The sequence below is a fragment of the Brasilonema angustatum genome (assembly GCF_059505445.1).
In genome coordinates, this window is sequence record NZ_JCACKO010000132.1 from 153924 (window position 1) to 180535 (window position 26612).

Below are 26612 nucleotides of genomic sequence, written 5' to 3' on the forward strand. Positions count from 1 at the left end.
CTCAGTAAAAGCTGCGCATGAAATAACTGCATCAGAAAAACCAAAGCAGATTTAGCACAGCAAGATAGTTGACGTAATTAGTAGGTCATAAGTGCCAACTGTTGCTTTTGTATAAATAGCGATTACTATTCGCTCAGCGCCGACCGTGCAATTGCATATAACTTCTTGGATTAAAAAAGTTATTTTTGCTACCGTAGAAACTCATTAATCATAACCGCACTTTTAGAAATGTAGGTTTTATATATAACTCTTTACTAGTGATAATTACTAATCGTTTTCTTTTAGTAGTTCGCCAAGAAAATGCTTGGGGGGTAAAGGGGGAAAAGGAGAAAAATTTTTTAATCCCTTTCCCTTTAACCTTTCTCCTTTCAAGGGTTCTCACAAGGGCATTTTTGACTTCCGCCTTGCGGTACTAGTACCGCTAAAAGCGTCTGCTTTTGAGTTGCTTTAGGCGTGAAACTAAGCGGATCAAGAAGCGATAACTCCTGCGAACAACATCCAAGACAAAGTAGGGTATCCGTATCCGAAGTGGGGAGAGGAAGGGGCGGTACAGCCAGTAGTATCCCTTTTTCAGGTCATCCCACTTTGAGCAAGCCTCCTCATGCAGAAAGTCCGAGATGTCCACGACTAGTCCCCTACCTTTGTACATCATCACATTGCGTCCGTGGACATCATGGGGGTGGAGACCGCGCTTACGGGCATAATCTAGGGCTTGGTCAATTTCCTGTATCACCTGCTTCGGTATCCGTAGACCACGCTGCATACAGTCGTAGAGAGTCACTCCATGCAACCGCTTTAAGATTAAAAAGCCATCATTGGCATACAGACATTCAGAGAAAGCAGGATGGGAACCCAGGCGGCGGTAGACCTCTACCTCCTCAGAAAAACCGGGGCGTCCGGGTGCATAAATTTTTACCACGAACTCAGGGTAGTCTGGGTGAGAAACCACTGCGGCGTAGTTCCCCGCCCCAAGAAGTTGCCAGGGTTTGGGCATATGGCGGACTTTGACTGGGTCGTGGGGGTCTACGCTTTCAATTTGGAACCGAGGAAGTAGGTCTTGGTGGACACTCTCGATTAGCCGATTCATGTGTGATCCATCCATACTGGGTTCCAGTTACTACAAATAAGAATGGAATTTTTCCATATAGTAGCGTTTTTCTGACCTTGATTTTTCCCAATGTTGTAATTTGATTACTGTGCTGATTGTTCAGCGTTGAACTGCTTGCTCAAGACCTGTTCCAAATGTTCTAATAAAGTATCTACGTCTTTACCAACTCCTTCATAACAAGCTGGTGGTGCAAGTTCTGGTTCAAAATAAATTAACTTGACTTGGTCTTTGGCAATTGCGATCATGACAACTTCTACTTCTGGTTTATAGTGCTTCACAATCCCTAAAATTTCCTGAAGTCTGTTCTCAACTGTGCTATTGAGTTGTTCTATAGCTTCTTTCGGACAATAAACAAAGTGTGGTGTTGGTTGCAAATCAATACCAATCGTACCCTTACCGTCACCATTTTCTAACCACAAACCCCAAGACAGCGCTGCTAATTCCTGTTGATTTTCTTTGACGAATCTATTTAACTGGCGACGCCACTCGTCGTTTGGTGATTGAGATTGGGTGGAAGCAAACATCATAGTAATTTTATATTTTGGATATATTTTGGATTTTTGAAAAGTTTACCTCAAACCTGACTGCACGCGCCACAGACTCGCATAAACTCCGTTTTTGTCCAGTAGTTCTTGATGAGTTCCGGATTCCACAAATTGTCCGTATTCCATGACATAGATGCGTGAAGCATTGCGGATGGTGGAAAGACGGTGTGCGATCGCAATTGTTGTTCGATTGACAGTAATATGTTCTAGCGATCGCTGAATTGCTGCCTCTGTCTCATTATCCACTGCTGATGTCGCTTCATCTAAAATTAAAATCGGTGGATTCTTTAAGATGGCGCGGGCAATAGCAATTCGCTGTCGTTGTCCACCAGATAACTTTTGTCCTCGTTCGCCGACAATCGTCTCATATCCTTGAGGCAATTGCATAACAAATTCGTGTGCTTCAGCGATTTTAGCGGCTGTCATGATTTGATCATCTGATGCTTCAAAACTGCCATAGGCAATATTTTCTGCTACAGTACCATGAAATAAGAAAACATCCTGACTGACCAAACCAATGCAACGGCGTAAATCCTGTAGATTCAACTGTTGTATATCAATCCCATCAAGAGTCATTGTTCCTGATTGCACTTCATACAATCGCAATAGAAGTTTTACCAAAGTGCTTTTACCAGAACCAGTAGAACCAACAATAGCGATTGTTTTGCCCGCTGGAACCTGCAAAGATAGATTTGTCACAACTGGTAACCTATCTTTATAAGCAAAAGTGACATTTTTGAACTCCACTTCACCGCGTACTGTATCAGTCGGTAAATGTATTTCTCCCGTATGAATAGCCAAAGGAGTATCCAACAAATTCATCACTCGATTTGTGGAAGCCATTGCTCTTTGATATTGGTCAAAAGTATCACCTAATCTTGTTAAAGGCCAGAGTAACCGCTGGACGAGAAATAATAGTACACTGTATGTACCGACAGATATTTTGCCATTCGCTGCTGCAATTCCGCCAAACAGCAATAATGCTGTAAAACTCACCAAAATCAACATCCGGATTAAGGGAACAAATCCAGATGAAAGTTTAATTGCTTTAGCGTTACTGCGGCGATATGCCTCACTTTCTTTTGTTAAACGTGAAATTTCGTAATCTTCGGAGGTAAAACTTTTAATAGTAGTAATACCGCTCAAATTATTCACAAGACGCGAGTTGAGAAGACTAACCTTTTCTCTGACATCAGCATAGCGAGGTGCGAGTAATTTTTGAAAAGCAAACGAACCCCAAAGAATAAATGGTATCGGCAATATTGCCATCCAGGCAACACTAGGAGCCAAAATAAAGAAAGCACCACCTATAATGACAACTGTTGTGACAACTTGGAGAATATCATTTGCCCCAACATTTAAAAAACGTTCCAATTGGTTGATATCATCACTGAGAATAGACATCAAACCACCTGTACTGCGTTCTTCAAAATATGCGAGTTCTAACTCTTGTAAATGTTCATAAGCATCCAGACGCAAATCATGCTGAATGTCCTGTGCCAAATTACGCCAAAGCCTTTCGTAAGCGTATTCAAAAACCGATTCTAGTATCCAGATGATCACAGTCAGGAACGAAATAATAAAAAATTGCCCAAAAACATCTTTCACTCCCCATTGAGCGATGATAGAATCTTGCCGCTTTACTACCACATCCACTGCGACGCCAATTAATGCAGGTGGTGCCAAATCAAAAAGTTTATTCAAGATAGAACAAGTCGTTGCCAGCCAAATTCGTTTACGATACTGGTGTCCGTAATTTAACAGGCGCATGAAGGGGTGACTTGGGGACGATATCTGACGATCACCTACTGCGTGTGCTTGTCTTTTCGATGCCCGATGAGATTTGAATACCTTAGCCACAGTTGTTTGTAGATGCGTGAATCTAAAATGTTACCACAATTAACTACCAAGTGTGTCACAAAGATGGGCAGTGAGGTATCACCATTAACAAGAGTTGTCTGAAAATGCAAAGGAGATAACGAGTTGAAAAATCAGTCATTGGGGAATTGGCAAACTTTAGTCGCAGGAATTGTGGCAGCAATACTTGTCATTTTTAGCTTTAATTCCTTTATTATTATAAATCCAGGCCAAGCAGGAGTACTTAGTATTTTGGGTAAAGCCACAGATGGAGCATTAATCGAGGGTATTCACGTTATACCGCCCTTCATCTCCAGAGTAGATGTGTATGATTTGACTGTGCAAAAGTTTGAGGTTCCAGCAGAAAGTTCAACAAAGGATTTGCAAACCCTATCTGCCAGATTTGCTATTAACTTTCGTATTGATCCCACACAAGTCGTTAATATCAGAAGGACACAAGGAAGTCTAGAAAATATTGTCAACAAAATTATTGCACCTCAAACTCAAGAATCATTTAAAATTGCAGCTGCTAAAAGAACAGTTGAGGAGGCGATTACAAAAAGAAATGAGTTGAAAGAAGACTTTGATGCAGCATTGGGGCAACGCTTAGATAAATATGGAATAATCGTGTTAGATACCAGTGTGGTTGATTTAACATTTTCTCCAGAATTCGCTAGGGCAGTTGAAGAAAAACAAATCGCAGAGCAAAGAGCACAAAGAGCTGTATATATAGCCCGAGAAGCTGAACAAGAGGCTCAAGCAGAGATCAACCGTGCCAAGGGAAAAGCGGAAGCTCAAAGACTTTTAGCTGAAACTTTAAAAGCTCAAGGTGGACAGTTGGTTCTGCAAAAAGAAGCGATCGAAGCTTGGAAGAGTGGAGGTGCTCAGATGCCAAAAGTCCTCGTTATGAGTGGTGATACAAAAAGTAGTGTACCATTTCTCTTTAATTTCGCTAATATGCAAGATTAATCACAATTTTCACCCTGAATCAGGGTGTGTACCCTACTTAAGAAGCAGATAGAGAACATCAAGGAATAATAAAAAAATTATGTCAAGCAATAATCAGAGTAATCTCACTATTCAAGACGCCAAAAAGATTCTCAATAAATTTAACTGTATAGACATTCCTCCCAACCTCAAGCCATCAGAAAAGACCTTAACTCGTCAAGCTTTAGTTTTGCTAGCTAACATTTCTGATTACCAAATATTAGGTATTTGTGCTGATACACCAGAAGAAGGAATACTAGCGATGAAAACATATTCTTATGCTTTTGGTTATGAACCACCAAGCAATTTACCTGAGATTGAAGGTCCTGTTTACATAAAATTAAACGGCAAAAATGGTATATGCCATCTGGATTCTTACTCAGGACATCATCGGGGCGTACTAGTTTCTTGCCAGTCTTACTCTCAAAGTGGAATTAACGAAATGTACGGGCATTTACCCCTTGATTTATTTGTTTAATAGTAGGGTAGGCATTGTTCACCTTTGCCCATAGCGCACTCTAAAATTGTAACTCCAGATACACGCAGACGGACGCTGATAAAATAGATAATTATCTGCGTTTATCAGTGTCTGTCTGTAGTTCAAATCTAAAACTTAAATCGATATGAGTCTTATCACCCTACAATCTGTTAAAAAAGATTTTGGTATCAAGGAAATATTAAAAGATGCTAGCTTTAGCTTGGATGCTACTGATAAGGTTGGCTTAATTGGTACTAACGGTTCTGGAAAATCAACTTTATTAAAAATGATTGCCGGATTAGAACCGATTGACAGTGGTCAAGTTTTAGCAAATTCAGGAGCTAAAATTGTATACTTGCCTCAGCAGCCAGATTTAGATGAAAATCGCACAGTCTTAGAGCAAGTTTTTGCGGACAGTGGCGAACAAATGGAATTGGTGCGTGAGTATGAGGAAATTTCTGATAAATTAGCTCATACACCAGAAGATAAACAACTGATGGCGCGTTTTTCTTCTGTAATGCAGCGCATGGACTCAGTTGGTGCATGGGAATTGGAAACGAATGCTAAAATCATTCTTTCAAAGTTAGGAATTACAGATTTTCATGCTGTTGTTGGGACTTTATCTGGTGGTTATCGCAAGCGGATTGCTTTAGCTACAGCACTGCTGTCAGAACCAGAGTTGTTGTTGATGGATGAACCGACAAACCATCTCGATGCTAATTCTGTTGAGTGGTTACAAAGTTATTTGAATCGCTATCGTGGCGCACTCTTTCTTATTACTCACGATCGCTACTTTTTGGATAAGGTAACTAATCGTATCATTGAAATTGATCGAGGGGATATTTACACATATGCGGGTAACTATTCATACTACTTAGAAAAGAAAGCACTAGCAGAAGAATCTGCTATTAGTAGTCAACGCAAACATCAAGGTGTTTTGCGGCGTGAGTTAGAATGGCTAAAACGAGGACCAAAAGCTCGTAGTACGAAACAAAAAGCGAGAATTGAGCGTATTCATGGTATGCAAGAAACTGAGTTTAAACAAGCTCAGGGTAAAGTGGATATTTCTACGCCTAGTCGTCGCATTGGCAAAAAAGTTATTGAACTCAATAGTACATCTAAAGCTTATAACGGACGTACTTTAATTAAGAATTTTACCTATGAGTTTAGTCCAGAAGACCGTATTGGTATTATCGGTTCTAATGGCGCTGGTAAGTCTACGTTACTAGATATGATCACAGAACGTGTTCATCCAGATTCAGGAAGTGTAGAAATTGGTGGTACAATTCACATTGGTTATTTTAACCAGCATTCAGAAGAATTACAATCAGCATTGAACGAAAATCAACGAGTGATTGACTATATAAAAGAAGAAGGAGAATTTGTCCAAATTGCTGATGGAACAAGAATTACTGCTTCCCAAATGTTAGAGCGTTTTCTGTTTCCTGGTAATCAACAGTATGCCCCAATTCATAAACTATCTGGTGGTGAAAAACGGCGGTTATTTCTGTTGCGCGTTCTGATGAGTGCGCCAAATGTTTTAATTTTAGATGAACCCACGAATGATTTGGATGTACAGACATTGGCGGTGCTTGAAGAATATTTAGAAGAATTTTCCGGTTGTGTCATAGTTGTTTCTCACGATCGCTATTTTCTAGACCGCACCGTAGATACAATTTTTACCTTTGAAGAAGGTGGAAATATTCGACAATATCCAGGGAATTATTCAGTTTATCTGGATTATAAGCAAGCAGAAGAAGCACAACAGCAACAAATAAATAGCACTAAAGAAAAGCCAAAAAATCCAGATACGTTACACACAACATCTCCCAAAGAATCCGAAACGAAAAAACGGCGTAGCTTATCCACGTGGCAAAAACGAGAATTTGAGCAGTTGGAAGGTAAAATTGCCAAGATGGAAGTCGAAAAAGCAGAAGCAGAGAAAGCAATGGCGAATGTTTCTCCTGGTAACTACTCTCAAGTGCAAAAACTTTACGAACAGGTGGAAACACTTAAGGAAGAGATTGATCAAGCGACTGAACGTTGGATGGAATTAGCTGAGATTGAGTCTTAATTGTATATTTTAGAAACAGACTAACAATGAACCTGACCTGTAAAGAACTTCTGCAAAACCATACTCAAGCTTGGCATGAAGCAACTGTACATCCTTTTCTTGAGCAGTGTAAATTAGGAACAATTCACCCCCAGCAATTTAACACATGGCTTGTACAAGATTATCTGTTCGTTGTCGATTTCACACGGATGGTGGGACGAGTGTTGGCGATCGCACCCCCAGATCATTTTGATGTTATACTAGCAGGACTCGCAGCACTCAAAGATGAACTCAATTGGTTCAAAGAAAAAGCAGCCCAACGAGAACTTAATCTTGATGTGGAAAAACAACCAAGCTGCATACAATATTGTGAATATATGCACACCCTTGCTACAATGCCTTATCCAGTACAAGCAACTGCATTTTGGGCAATTGAATTAGCATACAATCAAGGTTGGCAATTGCCTGGAGTCATGCCTGAACCATATACAGAGTTTGCAGACAGATGGGGAAATGCAGGTTTTACTGAATATGTAAAACTTCTAGAACATCAAGCTGATGAGGTGTTGCAAACAGCTTCAGAAAATATTCACCAGCAAGCACAAGAAGCTTTTTTAAGGGTAGCAACATTCGAGAAAGATTTTTGGCAGATGGCTTTCAATGCAGCACAGTAGAGAGAAAGCTGCATTTGTTCTTTTCTACGGCTCATACCTAACAATCCCCTGTCGCGATAATATAGAATCTGCGCAATCAACATTACCTGTCCAGTTTTTACAAGGTTCTCTCACTTCTGTAAGACCTTCAACAATGCGAACATGAAAACCATCTTCTGTTGGATAAACTTTATATAAAAGCGGTTTTTCGTGACGCTTAGCAATGAGTGCAGCTGCCAGGGCTGGTGTTGTACAAATCATTGCTTTTTTATTTAGAGGTATATAATAATCTATAAAAAAATCACGATCATTAGAATCATTAGTCCATCCTCTACCTACTTCAGTTGTTGCCCAAAATAAACATCTAGGATCAGGTTTAACATCAGAACCTAAGCGCCTTTGTACATCAACTTTAGCAATAGTATAAGGAATTTCGACCTGTGCTTCCTTTTGAATTTCTAATCTTTTAAGTACAAAATCAATTTCGACAAATTTTACTCTCACAATTTTAGCGAAAAAGCTGAGCCAAAATAGTGAAATTATCCCAAACAAGATTACTATTATTAGTACACGACCTTTCATTTTATACGGTCTGATTATTCCTTTCATAGTGACTGTAATAACAAACTCTGTAATTACCTAACTTTACGAATAATACTGATTCTTACCCGGATGATTTTTTACACAGGTATCTGCTAAAATGTCAGATATATAACTAACTCACTACTGATGATAGCAAAGCTTTTAAGTAGCTGCACAAAAGAACTACCCAAAAAAGATTTGAAAAATCGATAATCTTACGACAATTTGATGATTATGCTCGATATTCCTACTCAAAACTTGCGTCGTTGCGCTATTCAGTTTTTAGAACAAAATCCCCAACAGCGTCTAGAAATTCTCAAGCAACTTGGAATAGCCCGCTATGATTTCTTAACCAAGATGTGCCTTAGTGAAGCTAATATAGGCTGTGTCATGAGGTTTTTCCAAAATCCTAGTCAGCTAAAATTCCCTAATTTAACGGGAGCAGACTTATCTTACTTGATTTTAGATGAAGTCAACTTCATCCGTGGTAATTTATTAGGTGCAAACCTACAAGGAAGCAGTTTAGTGAATGCAGACCTTATATTTGCCAATTTTACTAACGCAGATTTGATAAATGCAAATTTGAATGGTGCTACTCTTAATGAGACTATATGGTTAAATGCTCGTGTAGAGGAGTGTGAGTTTGGAGAAGGGATTGGATTGACAAAGCTTCAGCGCCAAGATTTACGACTTCGCGGTGCCAGATTTAAATATTTGGAAGAAGATGATTGAAATAACGAAGCGCAAAGGTATAAAAGAAGTAGAAAAAAAATTATTTTTGTAACTTGTAACTAAATAGGAAAAATTAATGAATAATTCGATGAAATTACCCCAAAAATTAATGTTGCTAGGTTCTGGAGAACTAGGCAAAGAGTTTGTTATTGCTGCTAAACGGTTTGGCAATTATGTGATTGCTGTTGACCGCTATGCCAATGCCCCAGCAATGCAAGTTGCTGACTGTTCGGAAGTGATTTCTATGCTGAGTGCTGATGATTTGGAAGCAGTGGTTAGCAAATATCAACCTGATTTTATAGTACCAGAAATTGAAGCAATTAGAACGGAAAAACTTTTGGAATTTGAGCAGCGAGGAATTACAGTTATACCAACTGCAGCGGCGACTAACTATACAATGAACCGAGACAGAATCAGAGAACTAGCACATAAAGAATTAGGTATCCGCACTGCGAAGTATGGTTATGCGACAACTTTAGAAAAGTTGATTGCTGTATCTGATGAAATTGGGTTTCCTAATGTAGTTAAACCTGTGATGTCATCTTCTGGCAAAGGGCAATCTGTAGTTAAAGAAAAGAGTGAAGTTGAGAAAGCATGGAATTATGCGATCGCCAATTCCAGAGGTGACAGTCAAAAGGTCATTGTCGAGGAATTCATTGACTTTGAGATAGAAATTACTTTACTCACAATTAAGCAGTGGAATGCACCGACAATTTTTTGTCCTCCTATCGGACATCGCCAAGAAAGAGGAGATTATCAAGAATCTTGGCAACCTGCAGAAATTTCGGAAAAAATGATATTGGAAGCGCAAGCAATAGCTAAAAAAGTCACCGATGCATTAGGAGGAGCGGGAATTTTTGGTGTTGAATTTTTTGTGACCAAAGACGAAGTCATTTTTTCTGAACTTTCCCCTAGACCCCATGATACAGGAATGGTGACATTAATCTCGCAAAATCTGAACGAATTTGAACTACACTTGAGAGCGATTTTAGGCTTACCTATTCCTCATATAGAACAATTGGGTTTTTCAGCGAGTGCTGTTATTTTAGCGACTGAAAAATCAGATTTTATTGCTTATACAGGAGTAGCCGAAGCGCTATCAGAAAAAGATGTGGACATTAGGCTATTTGGTAAACCTAATGCCCATCTTTATCGCCGAATGGGGGTTGCTTTGGCTAAAGGAAGTGATATTCAAGAGGCTCGCGAAAAAGCGACTAGAGCCGCAGGTAAAATTAAATTGGAATACCAACCCTAATCTCTGACAAAGGTGCGAGCCTGGTGCAGAGGAGCAACGCTTGCGTTCTTACTAATTTTGGAATTAGTTTTCAGATAATCATATGCTTATCAAGCGTTTTGAGGGCATGATCGTATTGAATTCAAGATAATTCCTGAGCCTAAGACAAGTAAGAGTTATTATGATTCCCTCATACCAATTTTATGTGAAGTTGCATAGAATAGAAGGAGATTCAGGTGGTGTATCGAAAATGGCTCGTCGGCGGGTTTGGGAATTTATCAAACACCACCTTACTGGAGAAGTTTTTACAACACTTCAGCAATTACGCGATACGCGGAGGGTCAGCCCTTTGGGCTATCGCCTGCGACAAGTTCTTGAAAAAATTACCAGAGAGCAAATCTGCTCGTTGTCATCTTACAATTTCATTCTTGAAGCCCTATTCTATGCAGCTTCATCTTAAATTTCTATCACTATCACGTCTCCAGGTCCGTCCCCTAGGCCCTCAATTACCCGTCCCCCCCCTCCCTGGCGTGGGTTATCTGATGGCTTAACTGGGGCTGACTTAAAGAGTTGAAGTTTCTGCCCAAACTTTTCTACGCCATTGAGTTCTTGAACAGCACGCTCTTCATTTGCTTCGCCTTCGATTGTTACTGTTGCGAAACCGGATCCAGGAAAAATGTCAATTTTTTCGACTGTGCCAAATTTTGTAAAAAGCTCTTTTAAATTTGCCTCAGTTACTTCACAAGGAAGATTACCAACCAATAAAGTCATATTTCTCTCCAAAAAAAGTTACACAAAAAGATAATCAAAACTGGAACAATAGCGTAGAATTTACGCATTGAAGAAAGTTTGATTATGTAGAATGAAGCTCTATCAAAAAAGCTGAAGGTCAGTTTAGCTAACAGAGCTTTGCCTCTACACTCTTTATTAGGTGTAAGCAGAATTAACTTATGCACTTAGGAGATAAAAATGAGAAAAATGTAATCATGTTGCTTGAAGCTATTGAGGTTTAACCCCACTACAGAAACGGCGAGCCTCCGCAGGAGGAGCTGTGCTAACGTTCTCCTGCAGCTGTACATTCGTTCTCAGATAATCCTTGACCCAATCACAAGCGTAGCTCACTAGTTTATCTGTATCTAGAACACGATCCAAATTCCAGAGAATCACTTTGTTGTCGTCACTCGTCGAAGCAATTGTCTTACCGTCGGGACTGAACGCCACTGTCCAAACCGTCGCGCTATGACCGTTGAGGGTAGTCAGCAAAGTGCCATCTCGTTTCCAGAGTTTTACTGTTTTGTCGTCACTTGCTGAAGCAATCATTTTGCCATCTGGGCTGAACGCTACTCCCCAAACCGCGCCATTGTGACCATTGTTAGCGTAGCGTTCCGCAGGAAGGGTAGTCAGCAAAGTGCCATCACGCTTCCACAGTTTCACTGTCTTGTCTTCACTCCCCGTGGCAATTGTCTGACCATCTGGGCTGAACGCTACTTTGCTAACTCCGCCATTGTGATCTTTAAGGGTAGTCAGCAAAGTACCATCTTGCTTCCAAAGCTTCACCGTCTTATCCCGACTCGCTGAGGCAATTGTCTGACCATCTGGGCTGAACGCTACTGCCCAAACTTCACTATCATGTCTCAAGGTAGTTAGCAAAGTGCCATCTGGCTTCTGGAGTTTTACTGTACTATCATCACTTGCTGAAGCAATGATCTTACCATCTGGGCTAAACGCAACTGCGTTAACCTGATAACTATGTCCATTAAGGGTAGTCAACAAAGTGCCATCTGGCTTCCAGAGTTTTACTGTGTTGTCTCGACTCGCCGAGGCAATTGTCTGACCGTCAGGACTGAACGTTACTGCCAAAACCGCAGCATGATGTCCCTTTAGAGTCGTCAGCAAAGTGCCATCTCGCTTCCAGAGTTTCACCGTGTTGTCCTCACCTGCTGTGGCAATTATCTCACTCTTGGGGCTGAACGCTACTCCGTAAACTGTACCACTATGACCATTGAGCGTGGTCAGCAAGATGTTATCCCGCTTCCAGAGTTTGACTGTTTTGTCGCCACTTGCTGAAGCAACTGTCTTACCGTCGGGGCTGAACGCTACTCCCCAAACAGTATCGCTATGTCCATAAAAAGTAGTCAGCAAAGTGCGATCACGCCACCTCCAGAGTTTTATTGTCCAGTCAAAACCAGCCGAGGCGATTGTATCACCATCAGGACTGAACGCTAATCCGTAAACCTTACCGCTAGGATTATTGAGGGTGGTCAGCAAGGTGCCATCAGGCTTCCAGAGTTTGACTGTTTTGTCCCAACTTGCTGTAGCGAGCATCTGACTATCAGGACTGAACGCGACAGCACTGACTACATCACTATGTCCATTAATAGTAGTAAGCAAGGTGCCATCACGCTTCCAGAGTTTGATCGTCTTGTCCCAACTTGCTGTGGCAATCAGTTGACCATCAGGGCTAAAAGCGACACCAGTAACTCTATCGCTATGTCCATTTAGAGTAGTAAGCAAGGTGCCATCGCTAGCTCTCCAGAGTTTGACTGTCCTATCCCTACTTGCTGTGGCTATGATATTACCTTGAGGACTGAACGCAACTCCGTAAACTGAACCACTATGTCCCTTTAGAGTAGTAAGCAAAGTACCGTCTTGCTTCCAGAGTTTGACTGTCCTATCCTTACTTGCTGTGGCTATGATATTACCTTGAGGGCTGAAGGCGACTCCGTAAACTACATCATTATGTCCCTTTAGAGTAGTAAGCAAGGTGCCATCGGGCTTCCAGAGTTTCACCGTGTTGTCGTCACTCGCTGTGGCAATCAGCTGACCATTGGGGCTGAAGGCGACTGCGTTAACTTTTTTGCTATGCCCTATCAGGCGGTTGTGTTCAACAACCTTATAAGTTGCCTGTTTTAGCACTGATTCAAGCCGATCCTGGATTTTTGCATCTACCGTACCTACTGTTTTTAATTTCTCCTTCGCTGTAATTGCTTGTAGAAGCGCATCTAATGTGTTATTCGAGGCAAACAGTGCTTCAGAAGATTCGGTGATAGTTTGAATCTCGCTGATGCTTGCTTTATGGGATTGCCACCAAGCCACCCCTGCCAGGATCAAAGCTCCCACTAAGCCACCTGTGAGTCCTAAAATAGTAAGTTGGCGTCTACGCTTTTGCTTATTTAGCTCGTTATCCCGCAATGCTAAAGAAAGCTGTATGAAATGTCTCTCTCCTGTACTCAGTTCGTCTATACGTTTGCTCTGCCAGTATTCTGCATCCGAGAGTGGCTTTCCTCGCAGCAGTGCTCCTTCGTCCTTACCACTACTTTCCCACTGACGAATGAGCGATCGCAACTGCTCTTGCCAATAGCGAAATTCACCATCAACTTGTATCCACTGTTCTAGGCGTCCCCAGCTTCTAATCAGCGCCTCATGCACAATTTCCACCGTTTCTTCACCCGATAACTCGTTGCGGTTGGTTACGACAAGACGTGCATCAGCTAAGCGCCTCACCAAATCCCAGTTTTCTGACTTCACCTCATCACGAGTTGCCAATCTCCGCGTAGTCTCGATTGCTTCCCCCAAACGCACTAACTGCATAAACACTTGCTGCGCCCGACTTCGGTCTGCTTCATCAAGCTGAGCATACACTGCTTCGGCGTGGATAGCCAAAGCCTCCTCGACACCGCCAATCTCCTCGTAGCCTGCATGAGTCAACCACCCATCTGTCTGTTTTGACCACAGTTGTGTTAAAGCAAACTCCAGCAATGGTAAACGTCCTGACTGACCATCGACAGCATTAATCAGTTTTTTTGTCAACTCATTTTCTAGTCTCACCTGCATTTGTGCGGCTGGCTGTTCAATAGCCGATCGCAATTCCTCACGGTTCATTGGACCAAGATTGAAGACTGCTCCTTGCAATGCATCACTAAAAGGTCGGTAAGAAAGGGCATATCCGTAAAAATCAGCCCTTAAGGTCATAATTAAAGTAAATGCTGGAGCTAACCGAACTGCATTCAGCAATGCATCTAACAAACCTTGGCGTTCTTCTTGTGAGCAAAGAGTGTAGAGTTCTTCAAATTGGTCTGCTATTAAAACCAGACGAGTTTTCGGGTTTTGCTGGACAAAACTTTCAATAATTTTGTATAAAACTTTGTGATCTTGTTGCAGTGCTATTTCTAGTTCTAATTCAATCAGGCGACGAGCTGTTAATTTAGGATTTTGATTGTTATTTAAATTACCTTTTTGAAGACACTGAAGCAATAAAGCTTCACCAATGCTAGAAGTCAATGCTCCTGCTAAAGCTTCAAAAGGATTATGACCCGGACGAAATGAGACAATCTGCCAGTCAGTATATGAGTCCTGGCGTAACTGAGGAATCAACCCAGCAAACACAACACTCGACTTACCACTTCCACTCGGACCAACCACCGCCACCAACGGCTTTCTTTTGCTCGCCGTCACCAAGTTGTGTGTAAAATGTTCCCGCCCAAAAAACAGGTGAGCATCTTCCTCGCGAAAAGCAAATAACCCACGATAAGGACACGGAGGAACTCCGCCTAAATTTAGCCAACTCGGCGGTTCCACGGCTGGATTTTGACAAATCACAGGTAACCAAGAAGCACCCGGAAAATCATTTTCCAAACCTTGCAACTTTCTGCGTGCTTGTTGGACTGCTAAATATAAAGACAGTCGTTGAACTGCAAAAGATTCTAAAAAATACTTAAAAAATTCCTGTGCTACTAGATTTGGTACTGGCTCCCGCATGACAATCACTGTCGGAATACTCAATTTTTCCAGCGCACTAGCCAATCCTAGCCCATCACAAGAGTTGAATATTGCCAATTGTAAGCCATTATCAATCGCAGCTTTGAGAGCTTCTTCTAACTGTTCAATTGTTAAGCTGTTATTGGTTTTATTATCATTAATATAAATTCTCCCTGTTGCACCTTCTGTTTGACTATGACCCGCAAAAAAAAGGATGTCCCAGCCAGAATTTTGCCAAAGAAGATTGTTAAATTCTTGACGAGAGGGGTTGACAAGAAAAACTATTTCTGCATCTTCTACACGATTAAGAAACTTGATTTCTTTGTCTAAATCGATACCTTGGCTATTCCCTAAAATCGCTAAAATTCTAACTTTCTTTCTATGTAATTTTAATTTTGATAATTCTCGATATTTATACTCTGTTTGGGAAAGCGCCGGTTCTGCTCTGGGATAATCATTAAAGAAGTCCCAACGATGCCAAGGTAATCGCCGTATTAAGTTATCATCGGTTTCAATAATGACGCGAATTTCTTCTGCTGGTTGTAGTTGCGATCGCAGTTGCCGTTCTATATTCAGAAATTCACTAGATTTGAGCCAGTCGTTAATCTTTTCCTGTATTTTTTGGCACACATCATCAAAACTCACAACGGAAACATTTGTGAGGCTCTCTTCGTCAATTTCCAGTTCGTCATCTTCTTCAATCAATGAAGAACGCAACTGTTGGCGACCACAGATATTTTTATAATTTGACTGCCAATTATGTAATAATTGTACTAAAGATGGTGCTGCGGGTAAGCTACCAATAAATTGCTGTGCAAGGGATTTTCCTGATGACCATAATCGAGCAGTAATATTTGGAAATCCGTTGTTTAAATCACCGTTTCCTAAGTTAATGACAACTGATTTACTCATGGAGAAGACTTCTGTTTCTTATTTGCGGCTATGCTCTTTGCTACACACTCAGTCTGTTCTATTTCGTATTTTCACATTCAAGATAAGATTTATTAATTAATCTATTTTATTTCGCAATCGTAATTTCTCCTACTGTAGTGGAGAATAATTTTTTTTATGATTTAGAGATTAGTTATATTGAGGTTGATCGCTTACTTTGTCTAGTCTATAAGCAAATTGTAATCTTGTTCAATATCTTGTATGATGTTCTAAGATTGAACTAATGTGAAATCTTTTGAGCACAAATAAAATATAGTAATATTTGATACTAAATAGCTTGATGTTTGCTGAGAATCCTCATGATTGATATTTTGTATCTACCAAATTACTATGTCAATTAGATGACTAAGAGTCAGGGCTGCCATTCGTGAGATTTCAAGTAAAGTCAAACAAAGGATGTAATTTTCTGGCGCTAATTTTAAATTGTTCACAATCTGTACGGATGAATGCAAAATATAAGAGCACTGACACATACTAGTACAGTTTCGTGATCGCCAAAAGTGAGCTAGTGATCGGCCAAGATTCCACAGGCTACAGCAACTGGGTTATCCGTAAGGAAAAAAAGCCAGAAAGCTAATCTATGTAAGTTTTTTATATACGTAGAAAATACGAGAGAATAAAGTAGCTTTTTTTGCGCCGTATCATCTGATCAATTTGGAATGAAGTTTGACGAATCGATGTTATTAGCTGTAACACTTTACACTTTTTTGCTCAGATATCTCAGACACCTATGAATAGGTTGGTAGTTTTAAGCTTGGGTCAAGGAAATTTATATGAAGGTTTTCCCGTTGTCACAGCATATATCGGGGAAGAAGACAATATCTATCGAATGAAATTTAGTGCTAGCTTGCCTGCAGCACCAGAAATTCCTGAACTCTATCGCAATTGGAAGTCACTTTATTCTGCTTTTTATTATCGTCCATTTTTACGTCTTGGTGTCCAGGAAATTGACGATACATTTGAAATTGAAGAAGATAGCATTACTAACATTTCTGAAGTAGATATTCAGGAATTATGCGAGCAACTCTACAAGTGTTTAAACCGATGGCTCAATTCGGTAGAATTTCGCAAAATTGAACAGCAATTACGCACAAATTTAAAACCATCCGAGGAAATCCGCTTCATTATTGAAACAAATGACAATGTGTTGCGACGATTACCCTGGCATGTGTGGAATTTCTTTGATGATTATCCAAGAGCAGAAGTTGCCTTGAGTGCATCCGATTATCAACAACCACAAAAGTTTACAAAAAAGAAAAGAGATAGAATTAGAATACTAGCAATATTTGGTAACAGTCAAGAAATTGATATTAGTCAGGACAGAATTTTTTTAGAGAATTTGTTAACGGGTGCAGAAATTCAATTTTTAGTAGAGCCAAGATTAGACGAGGTTAATAACCAGCTTTGGCAAAACAATTGGGATATTCTTTTTTTTGCTGGTCATAGTTGTTGCATTCAGGAAAAAGGTTCCTTGCAACTCAATCAAACAGACATAATTACTCTTGACCAATTAAAGTATGGTTTGAAGCAAGCTATAAGTAGTGGATTATGTTTGGCGATTTTTAACTCTTGTGATGGTTTGGGGTTGGCACAGCAGCTACAGGAATTACATATTCCTCAAGTTATTGTCATGCGTGAGCCAGTACCGAATGTCATAGCTCAAGAATTTTTAAAGCATTTTCTCACTGAATTTTCACAAGGACAGTCTTTGTATACTGCGGTACGTTCTGCACGAGAAAGACTCCAAGGATTAGAGCGAGAATATCCTTGCGCGACTTGGTTACCCGTGATTTGTCAAAACCCTGCTGAACCGCCGATGATTTGGAATCCGGAAGATCAAAAGGTAGACTCTTCAGTAGCGGTTTCTGAAACGAAACAACGTTCTGGGTCCGATAAAAGCTATTCTTTTTCCAGAATAATAAAGCAGAATCTCTTAGATAGACATCGCTTTATTGTTGCAGCCAAGGGTCTCTCAACCCTGCTGCTAGCAAGTATTCTAGTAGCCAGCAGTTTTATAGGGGTGCGTCATTTGGGGATGCTACAACCTTGGGAACTGCATTCTTATGATTATTTAATGCATCTGCGACCAGTTGATGAAAAGCCAGACCCGCGCCTATTAATAGTTACTATTGATGAAGCAGATATTCAGTATCAAATCCACAAAAAAATGAATATGCGTTGGTCATTATCAGACCAAGCACTCAGTCAATTGTTGCAAAAATTGAAGCAATATCAACCAGTAGCTATTGGTCTAGATATTTATCGTGATTTTCCTGTTAATCCGAGTCATCCAGAGTTAGGCGAAGTCTTACAGCAGGACAAACACATATTTACAGTGTGCAAAGTTCCTGCTCCTAATGATGGTGCACCTGATGGAATTCCCCCTTCTCCTGAAGTTTCAAAAGAACGTCTCGGTTTTAGTGATTTTGTCGCTGACGCAGATCGTGTTCTTCGTCGCCAACTTGTGCAATTAACCCCTCCTTTGGAATCTCCTTGTACAGCAGAATATGCTTTGAGCTTTCAGCTAGCACAACACTATCTAAATGCACAAGGTCTAAAATGGGATATAAATCCCCAAAAAAATTTGCAAATAGGAAACACTGTTTTTCCGCGCTTACAATCACATACGAGCGGCTACCAAACAGTGGATGCATCAGGATATCAAATCCTGCTCAATTATCGTTCTTTACCCTCTGTGCTTAAGATTGCTGAGAAAATCTCTCTCAGAAAACTTCTTAATGACGAGATTGTTCCTGAGTTATTCCACAAATTGGTGAAGAATTCCGTTGTCCTGATTGGCGTCACGGCCTCCAGTTCTCCAGATGATTGGGAAACTCCATACACTGCTCACGCCCGAGATGAAGAAAAGCAAACCCCAGGCGTATTTTTACAAGCGCAGATGGTGAGCCATATTCTCAGTGCTGTTTTGAATCATAGACCTTTAATGTGGTGGTGGCCAGAATGGTTGGAAGCGCTGTGGCTATGGGGTTGGTCATTGGTGGGCGGTATTATATCTTGGCGAATTTTACAGCCACTTCATATTGGATTAGCGATCGCCATAGCGCTGTTAACACTTTTTAGTATCTGTTTTGGTATATTTACTCAAGCGGGGTGGATTCCACTCGTCCCCTCAACATTAGCATTAGTGTCTTGTGCAGTTGTGTTGAAGATACTAGCGTCCACCCATGCTAGCAACAGCAAAAAACGTTGGAACTCTCGAATATGAGCAAAAATAAGTTACTTCAAAGACACTATCAACTAGCTTGTAGTATCCTTTTGCTAAGTCTTGGACTTGTTAATTATCCACCAAAAGTACAAGCAAACCCAGAACAATCATTCCAGAATAAAATCACTCACACACCAAACCTTTTTGCCCAGAAATTTCCTGATAACGGTGAGCCCAAAGGTCGTCGGCGAGGAGGGACAAGCCGTCGTGATGGATGTCCAAGCTTGAAAACACCTGTGACAGCTATAGTACCTGGTGAAGAAAAAAACAACAAATCGTTCTTGGGAGCAACACTTGCTGAATATCCAACATTTTGGGTTTATTTGCCTGAATTACCTACAAACTTGCGTTCTGGGGAGTTTGTGTTGCAGGATGACCAAGGTCATGATATTTACCGAACCTCTCTAACATTGCCAGCAAAAGCAGGTACTGTAGGCATTACCCTACCGTCAAATTCACAATATGCTCTCAAGCAAAACTCAAAATATCACTGGTTTTTCCGAGTTTATTGTGGTAATCCACAAAACAAACCTGAGTATTTTTTTGTGGACGCATGGCTGAAACGAGTGGCGCTAACTCCCCAGCTTCAGCAGCAATTGAAGACTGCAAAATCACAGGAGTATAAAATCTATACTGCTAATAATCTTTGGTACGATGCCATTACAAATTTGGCAGAACTCCGCCGCACTGGTTCGGACACTGATACGTTAGCTAAAGATTGGACGAGCTTGTTTAAAGCTGTTGACTTGGAAGAACTCGCAGGAGCGCCGATTTTACAACGTTACAGTCCGCAATAATAACGATTTGAGAAACTCAGTTTTTTTTAATCGGTTTAATACAGCGCTTTTGAAGTGAATAAACCACGGGCTTGGGGCTGTGTTTTGCCATACCCCTACGAAAATCTATGGTTAAATTAATTGAAAATAAGTGTAAAATCTGTGGTTAAATTAACTGAAAATAAGTCTAAATAAAGTTAGTGAGTAATTTCAACTCAACGACTCCTTTTTTAGCAATGCAAATGCAGAATTGGTGCTACAGATTGACTTTAGCCAGTTGGTTAGTACTGTCAGGAGCGTTAGCTTTCAGTAGCAATTGTGCTGTTGCCCAAATTATACCTGATAGGACTCTACCGAGTAATTCCAGCGTCACAACTGGCGGCAACATCAGAATCATTACAGGTGGAACGCGTGCAGGAAGCAACTTGTTCCACAGCTTTGGGGAGTTCTCTGTCCCCACAGGGAGTACAGCTTATTTCAACAATAGCTTAGATATTCAAAACATTATTAGTCGGGTGACAGGTAAGTCGATTTCTAATATTGATGGTTTAATCAAAGCTAATGGCACAGCGAACTTGTTTTTTATGAATCCCAATGGGATTATATTTGGTCGCAATGCCAAGCTAGATATTGGTGGTTCTTTCTTAGCAACGACAGCTAATGCCATTCAATTTGGTAATCAAGGCTTGTTTAGCGCCTCCACTCCTGAAGCTTCCTCATCCTTGTTAACAGTCAATCCTTCCGCTTTGCTATTTAACCAAATTGCTGCAGCTTCTATCCAAAATAATTCAGTTGCACCCTCAGGATTAGATCCGTCCCTGACATCTACTGCAACTGGTTTACGTGTCCCTAATGGTCAAAGTCTACTGCTGGTGGGCGGTAACGTTAGTATGGATGCTGGAGGATTGTATGCTTTTGGTGGTCGAGTCGAGTTGGGAGGCGTGAGTGGTGCGGGAACAGTTGGGTTAAATGCGAATGGCACTCAATTCAGTCTCAGTTTTCCAGATGGGATAGAGCGAAGTGATATCTTGCTCAATAATGGCGCGATCGTGAATGTGCGTGCTGACAATGGTGGCACTATTGCGATTAACGCCCGTTCCTTAGATATATTAAGACAAAGTAGCCTACAGGCAGGAATAGCAGAAGGATTGGGTGCGGTTAATAGTAAGGCGGGAAATATTGAGATTAATGCACAAGCAGCAATCAATCTTAAGGATGCGAGCGAAATTCGTAATTCTGTGCAGCTGAGGGGAACCGGGCAATCAGGAGACATCAATATTCATGCAGGCTCACTTTCTTTGACCAATGGCGCTGAAGTAACTGCTAGCACTTTTGGACGAGGGGATGCGGGCAACATCACCATTACTGCTCGCAATACCGTTTGGGCTGATGAGATCCGCAATTACAATCCTAGTGGTGTATTTAGCACTGTGTTACCTACAGGGGTGGGCAACGGAGGTCGCATCGATATCACCACTGGCTCACTTTTTTTCACCAATGGTGCTGTAGTATTGGCTGCTATTTATGGACGAGGTGATGCTGGCAGTATTAATATTACTGCACAGGATACGGTGTTCTTTGATGGGGTGGCGAAAAATGGAAGTTTCCCTAGTGCCAGTGGTATATACAGCAGTGTTGTACTTCCACAAACTGTGGGCAACGGAGGCGATATCAGCGTCACCACTGGCTCCCTAATTGCAAAAAATGGGGGTAAATTATCTGCCAGAAGCTATGGATATGGAAATGCTGGCAGTGTCGCTATTATTGCACGGGATAACGTCTCCTTTGATGGGGGAAGTGTACGTGGACCAAGTGGTGCATTCAGTAGTGTAGAATCTGGAGCGGTGGGTAAGGCAGGTGGTATCAGTCTTTCAACTGGTTCGCTGGATGTACGAAATGGTGCTCTATTGAATGTCGGCAACTTGGGAAAGGGAACTGCTGGAGATATTGAGGTTAGTTCTCGCTTTATTGAGCTAGACAACCAAGCAGCTATCTTAGCTAAAACCGCATCTGGTAACGGTGGAAATATCACCTTAGGAATCAAAGACTTATTACTCTTGCGTCGCAATAGTCAAATCTCAACCACTGCGGGGACTGCTGAAGCTGGTGGCAACGGAGGTAACATCAATATCAATGCTCCCAATGGCTTTCTTGTAGCTGTCCCTGGTGAAAATAGCGACATCACCGCAAATGCTTTCACAGGTTCTGGTGGCAAAGTTCAAATCCAAACTTCTGGTCTTTTCGGTATCCAACAGCGTAGTCGAGAAGACTTGGTGCGTCAACTGGGAACCAATGACCCAACCAAGCTCGATCCTCAAAAGCTAGCAACAAACGATGTAACGGCAATTTCCCAGACAAATCCCACTGCAAGTGGTGTAGTAAACATCAATACACTTAATTTAGATCCTAGCCGTGGCTTCATTAACTTGCCTGTAGAACCTCAAGAGCCAAAACTAGCTCAAGCGTGTCTTGCTGATGTCGCCCAAAATCAAAGCGAATTCATTATCACCGGACGCGGAGGTATACCACCCAATCCTAGAGAAGTCCTCAGAAGTAATGCAGTTCATGTAGATTGGGTGGCGCTGGACTCAGATGCAGAAACTCGTTCTACAAGTGTTGAGAGTCAAGACGCACAACAAAAAAGAAGCCGAGGCAATAACTCACAAAATACAAATTATGTCAAGCATTTACCCAATGAAATTGTGGAAGCGCAAGGGTGGGTGGTGGATGACAAGGGCGACATTTTCTTAGTCGCGCAACCATTGGCTGCTATTCCTCATAGTTCTTGGCTGGCTTCTGGTACTTGCTCCCACTAGAGCCAATTCCCTACCAACACAAAAGGTGCCCATAAATATGGAGTTTTCTCCCGGGCAAACACAGCTAGTTGAGCACGCTGGAGTGCTTCAGCTTTATTCACTCCTGCTTTCAGGTGTTGGTAAAACTGACTCATCAAATTAGCGGTAGATTCATCATCTACAGACCACAATGCTGCAAGTGTACTACGTGCACCTGCCTGTACAGCTACTCCAGCAAGTCCCAAAGCAGCTCGCTTGTCTCCAACAGCTGTTTTACAAGCACTGAGGACAAGCAATTCGATAGCACTCGATTTTTTTGTGTCCCTGACTCGCAGTAAGCTATCAAATTCTTTCACCTTAAGTAACTTATCCCAGGTGAGAACAAAGGTTTTTTCTGGATCGGAACTAAACTCACCATGAGTCGCCAGATGAACTACAGAAAAGGGAGCTGATTGCAACTGGTTTTGCAGATTGTTTTCGGTAAACTTTTGATCTAAAAGCTCTTTAGTTTTGGGTACCTCAGACTGGATTTGTTGCAGTTCGCGTGGTACGTTTTCGAGCGGAGGAAACTTGCGGTTTTCAATGGTGCGTTCTGCGGCTACTCCAGCAAGAATGGTATTTAACTTGACTTGCTGCAATGGTTTGGGATCAAGCAGTTGTAATCCAGGGGCGACGGCGATCGCATACTTTTCAACTAGATATTTCTGCTGTTGTTTATCATAGAGAACTGACATTGGTATGTTACGCAATGCTCCATCTAGGACAAACACTAGAGTTTTGATGCCATTTTCGCTCAACTCTGCTTCAGCGGGTTGAATTAACCAGTCATATATCTGTTGGGATAGCTGCTTGACTTGAGAAGTTCTGGTGATATCGCGTAAATATTCTCCCAAATTTTCTACAACACCTTCTACCTTATCTTTAGCAATAACAGTTTTGTAGTGCCGCAAATCCCGGTTAGGCAATTTGAGAATCACATCTAAACGGTCTGGTAGAATAATAGGATAGAAAACTGCTGAGCGTGAATCTTTTTTATCAACGATTGGATCAAGTTCCTGCTTTGCAGTTAGACAAGCTGAGCGAAAGAAGTTGTCCAATTCTGCGATTTGCAGCGATTCCATGACAAAACGAGCTTGTTTTAGATTTTTTTGGTTTTCTGGCTTTTCGCTTTTTGACTTTTGCCTTTCTTGATGTTGGACACTCTCGTTCTCTGTTTGCAACAGCAATGCGACTAACTCCCGATACACAGGTTCCACACTTTCACGGAAGGAAAACTGAATGTCTGGATTGATAGCAACTAAATCACTACGTAAAGTTTTAAGAGTGTTAAAAGCTTCAGAATAGTAAATAATTGCGCTTTTTTGATCTCCCTGCTGCTTGTATATACGTCCTAGTTGCCATTGCCATTGATAAACTATATCTGATGCATTAAGACTTTGAGCCATAACCAAAGCTTTCTTAGTCAGCTTTTGGGCATCAGTAAACTGCTGATTGATTTCATACAAATTCCCAAGAGTCCCAAGGGCATAAGATTCTGCACGCTTATCTTGTAAACTTTGCGCCTGCTGGATTGCACTAGCTAGTAATTGGGCTGAGTCTTGCTTTGTTCCTATTTGACTCATCATTTTCATCAAACTTTGGGCAAAGTTAATTTTTGCCTCAACAACCATCCGACTTGCAGGTAAGTTACTAATTTCAGATTGGATTTGGGACGATAATGCTAATGCATCTGCAAATTGCTTTTTCTCAACAAGTAGGCTTAGTCGATTCAGATGTGCCTGAATACGTGTGGTTGAATCAGTCGATGTACTTGCAGCTTGCTGGTAGTAATCCAATGCCATGTTCGTATCATACTGGGCACGGGCAGTGTTTCCCAAGCTAAAGAGAGTTTCAGCGATTATTTGATCAGATGAGGTCGCTTTTGCAAGTGCTAAACTTTGCTGTAATACCTGCTGAGATTGCTTTAAATCACCAACGACTTGCAAAATGTTGCCAAGACTCAGTAGTCCCGATGCTTTTGTTGATGAATCGCTTTGGTTTTGAATAGTTTGCGAAACTTCAGTTAAAATTTTCTTTGCCTGACGGTATCGTCCTAAAACTTGTAGAGCTTGAGCCGAGTTAATCTGGTTACGGGTGAATGCAGTACTGTCTTTGATTTGCTGATAAATCTCAGCAGCTTGTTGCCAAGTCGTCAATGCTGCTTCAGTTTGTCCCCGCGACAATTGTAAGCGTCCTTGCACGTCAAAGGCTTGTGCTAAGATTTTAGAGCTTTCTTGGGAGTTCTTCAAACTTTTTAATAAATTGAGACTTTGAGCGATCGCTTTTTCAGCTTCGTTCCATAAACTGAGTTGCTGAAAAGCTAAACAGAGATTGCTCAAAGTCATAGCTTCCCGTAAATAATCTCCCTGAGTTTTAAAAGCAGCAGAAGCCTGTTGTAAGACTTCAACAGCAAGAGTAAACTGTCCAGCTTCATAAAGTTTTTTCCCCTGTTGCACAAGGTCTTGTGTTTTACCCTCGCTAATTGTAAATTGATGGACACTGGAATTGACAAGAGGAGCTTGTGCCAACACTGGTGATATGATCACGCACAGAAACACCCCAATTGCTGCGAGTATTGGTTGAGCTATCCAACTTCTACCTGGGTATTTAGATGAAACAATGGATTTTAAGATACGGAAAAATACAGGCTTTTTTATCGCCATGCTCTTTCCCCTTGATTACAATTCAAAGTCTTCTTTCACCTTTCTATTTTCTCCTAAACTTAACTCAACACTAAAGCGTTTTCCTGATTCCCCTTTAAAAAATTTCAGTTGAATGTAGTTATCTTGCAATCTCGAAGTGACTTGCTGAAGGGTTTTTCCTCCTTTAGACAGCAAAGTCAATTTCAGATCAGGCGGCAAAAATCTTTCTCCACCCGTGGGATGTACCTGGATCAAAACACCCAATTTTTCATCGCTTTCCTCTGTGATATTTACCAAAAGAGCCACAGTTTGATAACCGAGTTGCACTCCCAAGTCAATGAGTTTGGCTTTTTTAGCACCTCTTTGTGTAATTCTAGTACTAAGAGCTAAATTTGCCTCTGGATTTATCAGGGTGTCAATTGTTTGCCAGCCTTGTTCAAACACTCCCTCTAACCATTGACTCAACTTGGTTCTGGTATTATTCAAAGATCTCTGGAGTGATGCTCTCGAAGACTGAGCGGAAGTTACAGGTAAAGCAATAGTTAAAGGTTCCGAGAAATAGTAGTAGAACAATAGGTGATTGAGTTCGGCATCAAATAAAGACAACGGTACTTGGTAAAATCCATCCCGAAGCTCTAAATTATATTGACTGCGATAACTCATCAGTTCGTCATAGCGCAAAAATCCTCTAATAATTACTTGTTCTTCCTCTTCTAACACCTCAACAAGGACATAAAAATGATCGGCTAATTCCGATTTTTCAATGAGAGAACTTGGGATACTGATAACTTCATCCAGCAGATGTTCTACGGCAATTGGACAAATTTTAAAACCTCCTATAGCCAGATGAGCAATATCCTCACTAACTTTAATTTTTTGAGAACTTCGATTTTCTGCTATGCGTGTATTTAGCCATTTTTCACAGCCAATACTTGCCAATGTATCTAGATAAGTTTGCCATTGCTGTGCTTCGCTATTTACGAGTTTGCTATTATCGATTGCCTTGTCGAAGTCTTCTAGTTCTAGTAAAACTACTTCTGATAGTAAGAGTCTTATATCAGTTGAATGAACCTGAGAGTTAAGCATTATTGTACTCCTGATTTGTGTTTTATGTTTCAGATGATTTTAGCCTCACTTCAAGAGGAGGGCTTGAGGATATGAGCGTAAATTTTGTGTGCGTTGTTCTAGATATTCGC

18 protein-coding genes are annotated in these 26612 nt (G+C 41.1%); 10 read left to right on the top strand and 8 right to left on the bottom strand.

All coding sequences use genetic code 11. The features are described 5' to 3' along the window. Positions 1 to 421: 421 nt before the first annotated feature. The 3 genes from AC5JM2_RS23375 to AC5JM2_RS23385 form a co-directional block, all read right to left on the bottom strand. Positions 422 to 1102: a serine/threonine protein kinase gene (locus AC5JM2_RS23375; RefSeq protein ID WP_495837209.1), complete on the bottom strand. Its 681-nt coding sequence runs from the start codon at positions 1100 to 1102 to the stop codon at positions 422 to 424. A gap of 89 nt (positions 1103 to 1191) precedes the next feature. Then, complete coding sequence (ccmS, locus tag AC5JM2_RS23380; RefSeq protein WP_495837210.1) at positions 1192 to 1635, bottom strand: beta-carboxysome assembly chaperone CcmS; 444 nt, start codon at positions 1633 to 1635, stop codon at positions 1192 to 1194. A 42-nt stretch (positions 1636 to 1677) separates the two neighbouring features. Then, positions 1678 to 3513: an ABC transporter ATP-binding protein gene (locus AC5JM2_RS23385; protein WP_495837211.1), complete on the bottom strand. Its 1836-nt coding sequence runs from the start codon at positions 3511 to 3513 to the stop codon at positions 1678 to 1680. Positions 3514 to 3636: 123 nt separating this feature from the next. On the opposite strand from AC5JM2_RS23385, the gene AC5JM2_RS23390 reads away from it, so the two are divergent. The 4 genes from AC5JM2_RS23390 (at position 3637) to AC5JM2_RS23405 (ending at position 7702) form a co-directional block, all read left to right on the top strand. Further along, on the top strand, positions 3637 to 4479 hold the full coding sequence (locus AC5JM2_RS23390) for a prohibitin family protein (protein WP_495837212.1): 843 nt from the start codon (positions 3637 to 3639) through the stop codon (positions 4477 to 4479). A gap of 79 nt (positions 4480 to 4558) precedes the next feature. Beyond that, the gene (locus AC5JM2_RS23395) at positions 4559 to 4975 is read left to right on the top strand and encodes a DUF1824 family protein (RefSeq protein WP_210615929.1); all 417 of its coding nucleotides are present in this window, start codon (positions 4559 to 4561) and stop codon (positions 4973 to 4975) included. 145 nt (positions 4976 to 5120) lie between these two features. Then, positions 5121 to 7049, top strand: coding sequence for an ABC-F family ATP-binding cassette domain-containing protein (locus AC5JM2_RS23400; protein ID WP_495837213.1), 1929 nt, complete (start codon positions 5121 to 5123; stop codon positions 7047 to 7049). 26 nt (positions 7050 to 7075) lie between these two features. Further along, the gene (locus AC5JM2_RS23405) at positions 7076 to 7702 is read left to right on the top strand and encodes a TenA family protein (protein ID WP_495837214.1); all 627 of its coding nucleotides are present in this window, start codon (positions 7076 to 7078) and stop codon (positions 7700 to 7702) included. A 24-nt stretch (positions 7703 to 7726) separates the two neighbouring features. Here AC5JM2_RS23405 and AC5JM2_RS23410 read toward each other — a convergent pair whose 3' ends face one another. Then, positions 7727 to 8263 carry a hypothetical protein gene (locus AC5JM2_RS23410; protein ID WP_495837215.1) on the bottom strand — a complete coding sequence of 179 codons (537 nt, stop codon included), beginning with the start codon at positions 8261 to 8263 and terminating at the stop codon, positions 7727 to 7729. Positions 8264 to 8497: 234 nt separating this feature from the next. Here AC5JM2_RS23410 and AC5JM2_RS23415 point away from each other — a divergent pair, with 234 nt between their 5' ends. The 3 genes from AC5JM2_RS23415 to AC5JM2_RS23425 all read left to right on the top strand — a co-directional run bounded on the left by AC5JM2_RS23415 (position 8498) and on the right by AC5JM2_RS23425 (position 10689). After that, positions 8498 to 8995 (top strand): pentapeptide repeat-containing protein, encoded by a 498-nt coding sequence (locus AC5JM2_RS23415; RefSeq protein ID WP_495837216.1) that lies wholly within the window; start codon positions 8498 to 8500, stop codon positions 8993 to 8995. 76 nt (positions 8996 to 9071) lie between these two features. After that, on the top strand, positions 9072 to 10250 hold the full coding sequence (gene purT, locus AC5JM2_RS23420; RefSeq protein WP_495837217.1) for a formate-dependent phosphoribosylglycinamide formyltransferase: 1179 nt from the start codon (positions 9072 to 9074) through the stop codon (positions 10248 to 10250). Positions 10251 to 10410: 160 nt separating this feature from the next. Beyond that, positions 10411 to 10689, top strand: a complete 279-nt coding sequence (locus tag AC5JM2_RS23425; protein WP_495837218.1) for a hypothetical protein — start codon at positions 10411 to 10413, stop codon at positions 10687 to 10689. On the opposite strand, the gene AC5JM2_RS23430 is transcribed toward AC5JM2_RS23425, so the two are convergent. Further along, positions 10686 to 11000 carry a hypothetical protein gene (locus AC5JM2_RS23430; RefSeq protein ID WP_495837219.1) on the bottom strand — a complete coding sequence of 105 codons (315 nt, stop codon included), beginning with the start codon at positions 10998 to 11000 and terminating at the stop codon, positions 10686 to 10688. The genes AC5JM2_RS23425 and AC5JM2_RS23430 overlap by 4 nt on opposite strands. Positions 11001 to 11228: 228 nt before the next feature. Further along, the gene (locus tag AC5JM2_RS23435; RefSeq protein WP_495837220.1) at positions 11229 to 15899 is read right to left on the bottom strand and encodes an nSTAND1 domain-containing NTPase; all 4671 of its coding nucleotides are present in this window, start codon (positions 15897 to 15899) and stop codon (positions 11229 to 11231) included. A 769-nt stretch (positions 15900 to 16668) separates the two neighbouring features. Between AC5JM2_RS23435 and AC5JM2_RS23440 the strand changes: the two genes are divergently transcribed. The 3 genes from AC5JM2_RS23440 (at position 16669) to AC5JM2_RS23450 (ending at position 22756) form a co-directional block, all read left to right on the top strand. Further along, positions 16669 to 19164 carry a CHASE2 domain-containing protein gene (locus tag AC5JM2_RS23440; protein ID WP_495837221.1) on the top strand — a complete coding sequence of 832 codons (2496 nt, stop codon included), beginning with the start codon at positions 16669 to 16671 and terminating at the stop codon, positions 19162 to 19164. Next, positions 19161 to 19961, top strand: coding sequence for a DUF928 domain-containing protein (locus AC5JM2_RS23445; RefSeq protein ID WP_495837222.1), 801 nt, complete (start codon positions 19161 to 19163; stop codon positions 19959 to 19961). Before AC5JM2_RS23440 ends, AC5JM2_RS23445 begins: the two co-directional genes overlap by 4 nt. A 179-nt stretch (positions 19962 to 20140) precedes the next feature. Next, positions 20141 to 22756, top strand: coding sequence for a two-partner secretion domain-containing protein (locus AC5JM2_RS23450; RefSeq protein ID WP_495837223.1), 2616 nt, complete (start codon positions 20141 to 20143; stop codon positions 22754 to 22756). Here the strand turns inward: AC5JM2_RS23450 and AC5JM2_RS23455 are convergent. Then, positions 22753 to 25437: a CHAT domain-containing protein gene (locus AC5JM2_RS23455; protein ID WP_495837224.1), complete on the bottom strand. Its 2685-nt coding sequence runs from the start codon at positions 25435 to 25437 to the stop codon at positions 22753 to 22755. The two genes, AC5JM2_RS23450 and AC5JM2_RS23455, sit on opposite strands and share 4 nt — an antisense overlap. A 15-nt stretch (positions 25438 to 25452) precedes the next feature. After that, complete coding sequence (locus tag AC5JM2_RS23460; protein ID WP_495837225.1) at positions 25453 to 26502, bottom strand: DUF1822 family protein; 1050 nt, start codon at positions 26500 to 26502, stop codon at positions 25453 to 25455. Between the last annotated feature and the right edge of the window lie 110 nt (positions 26503 to 26612).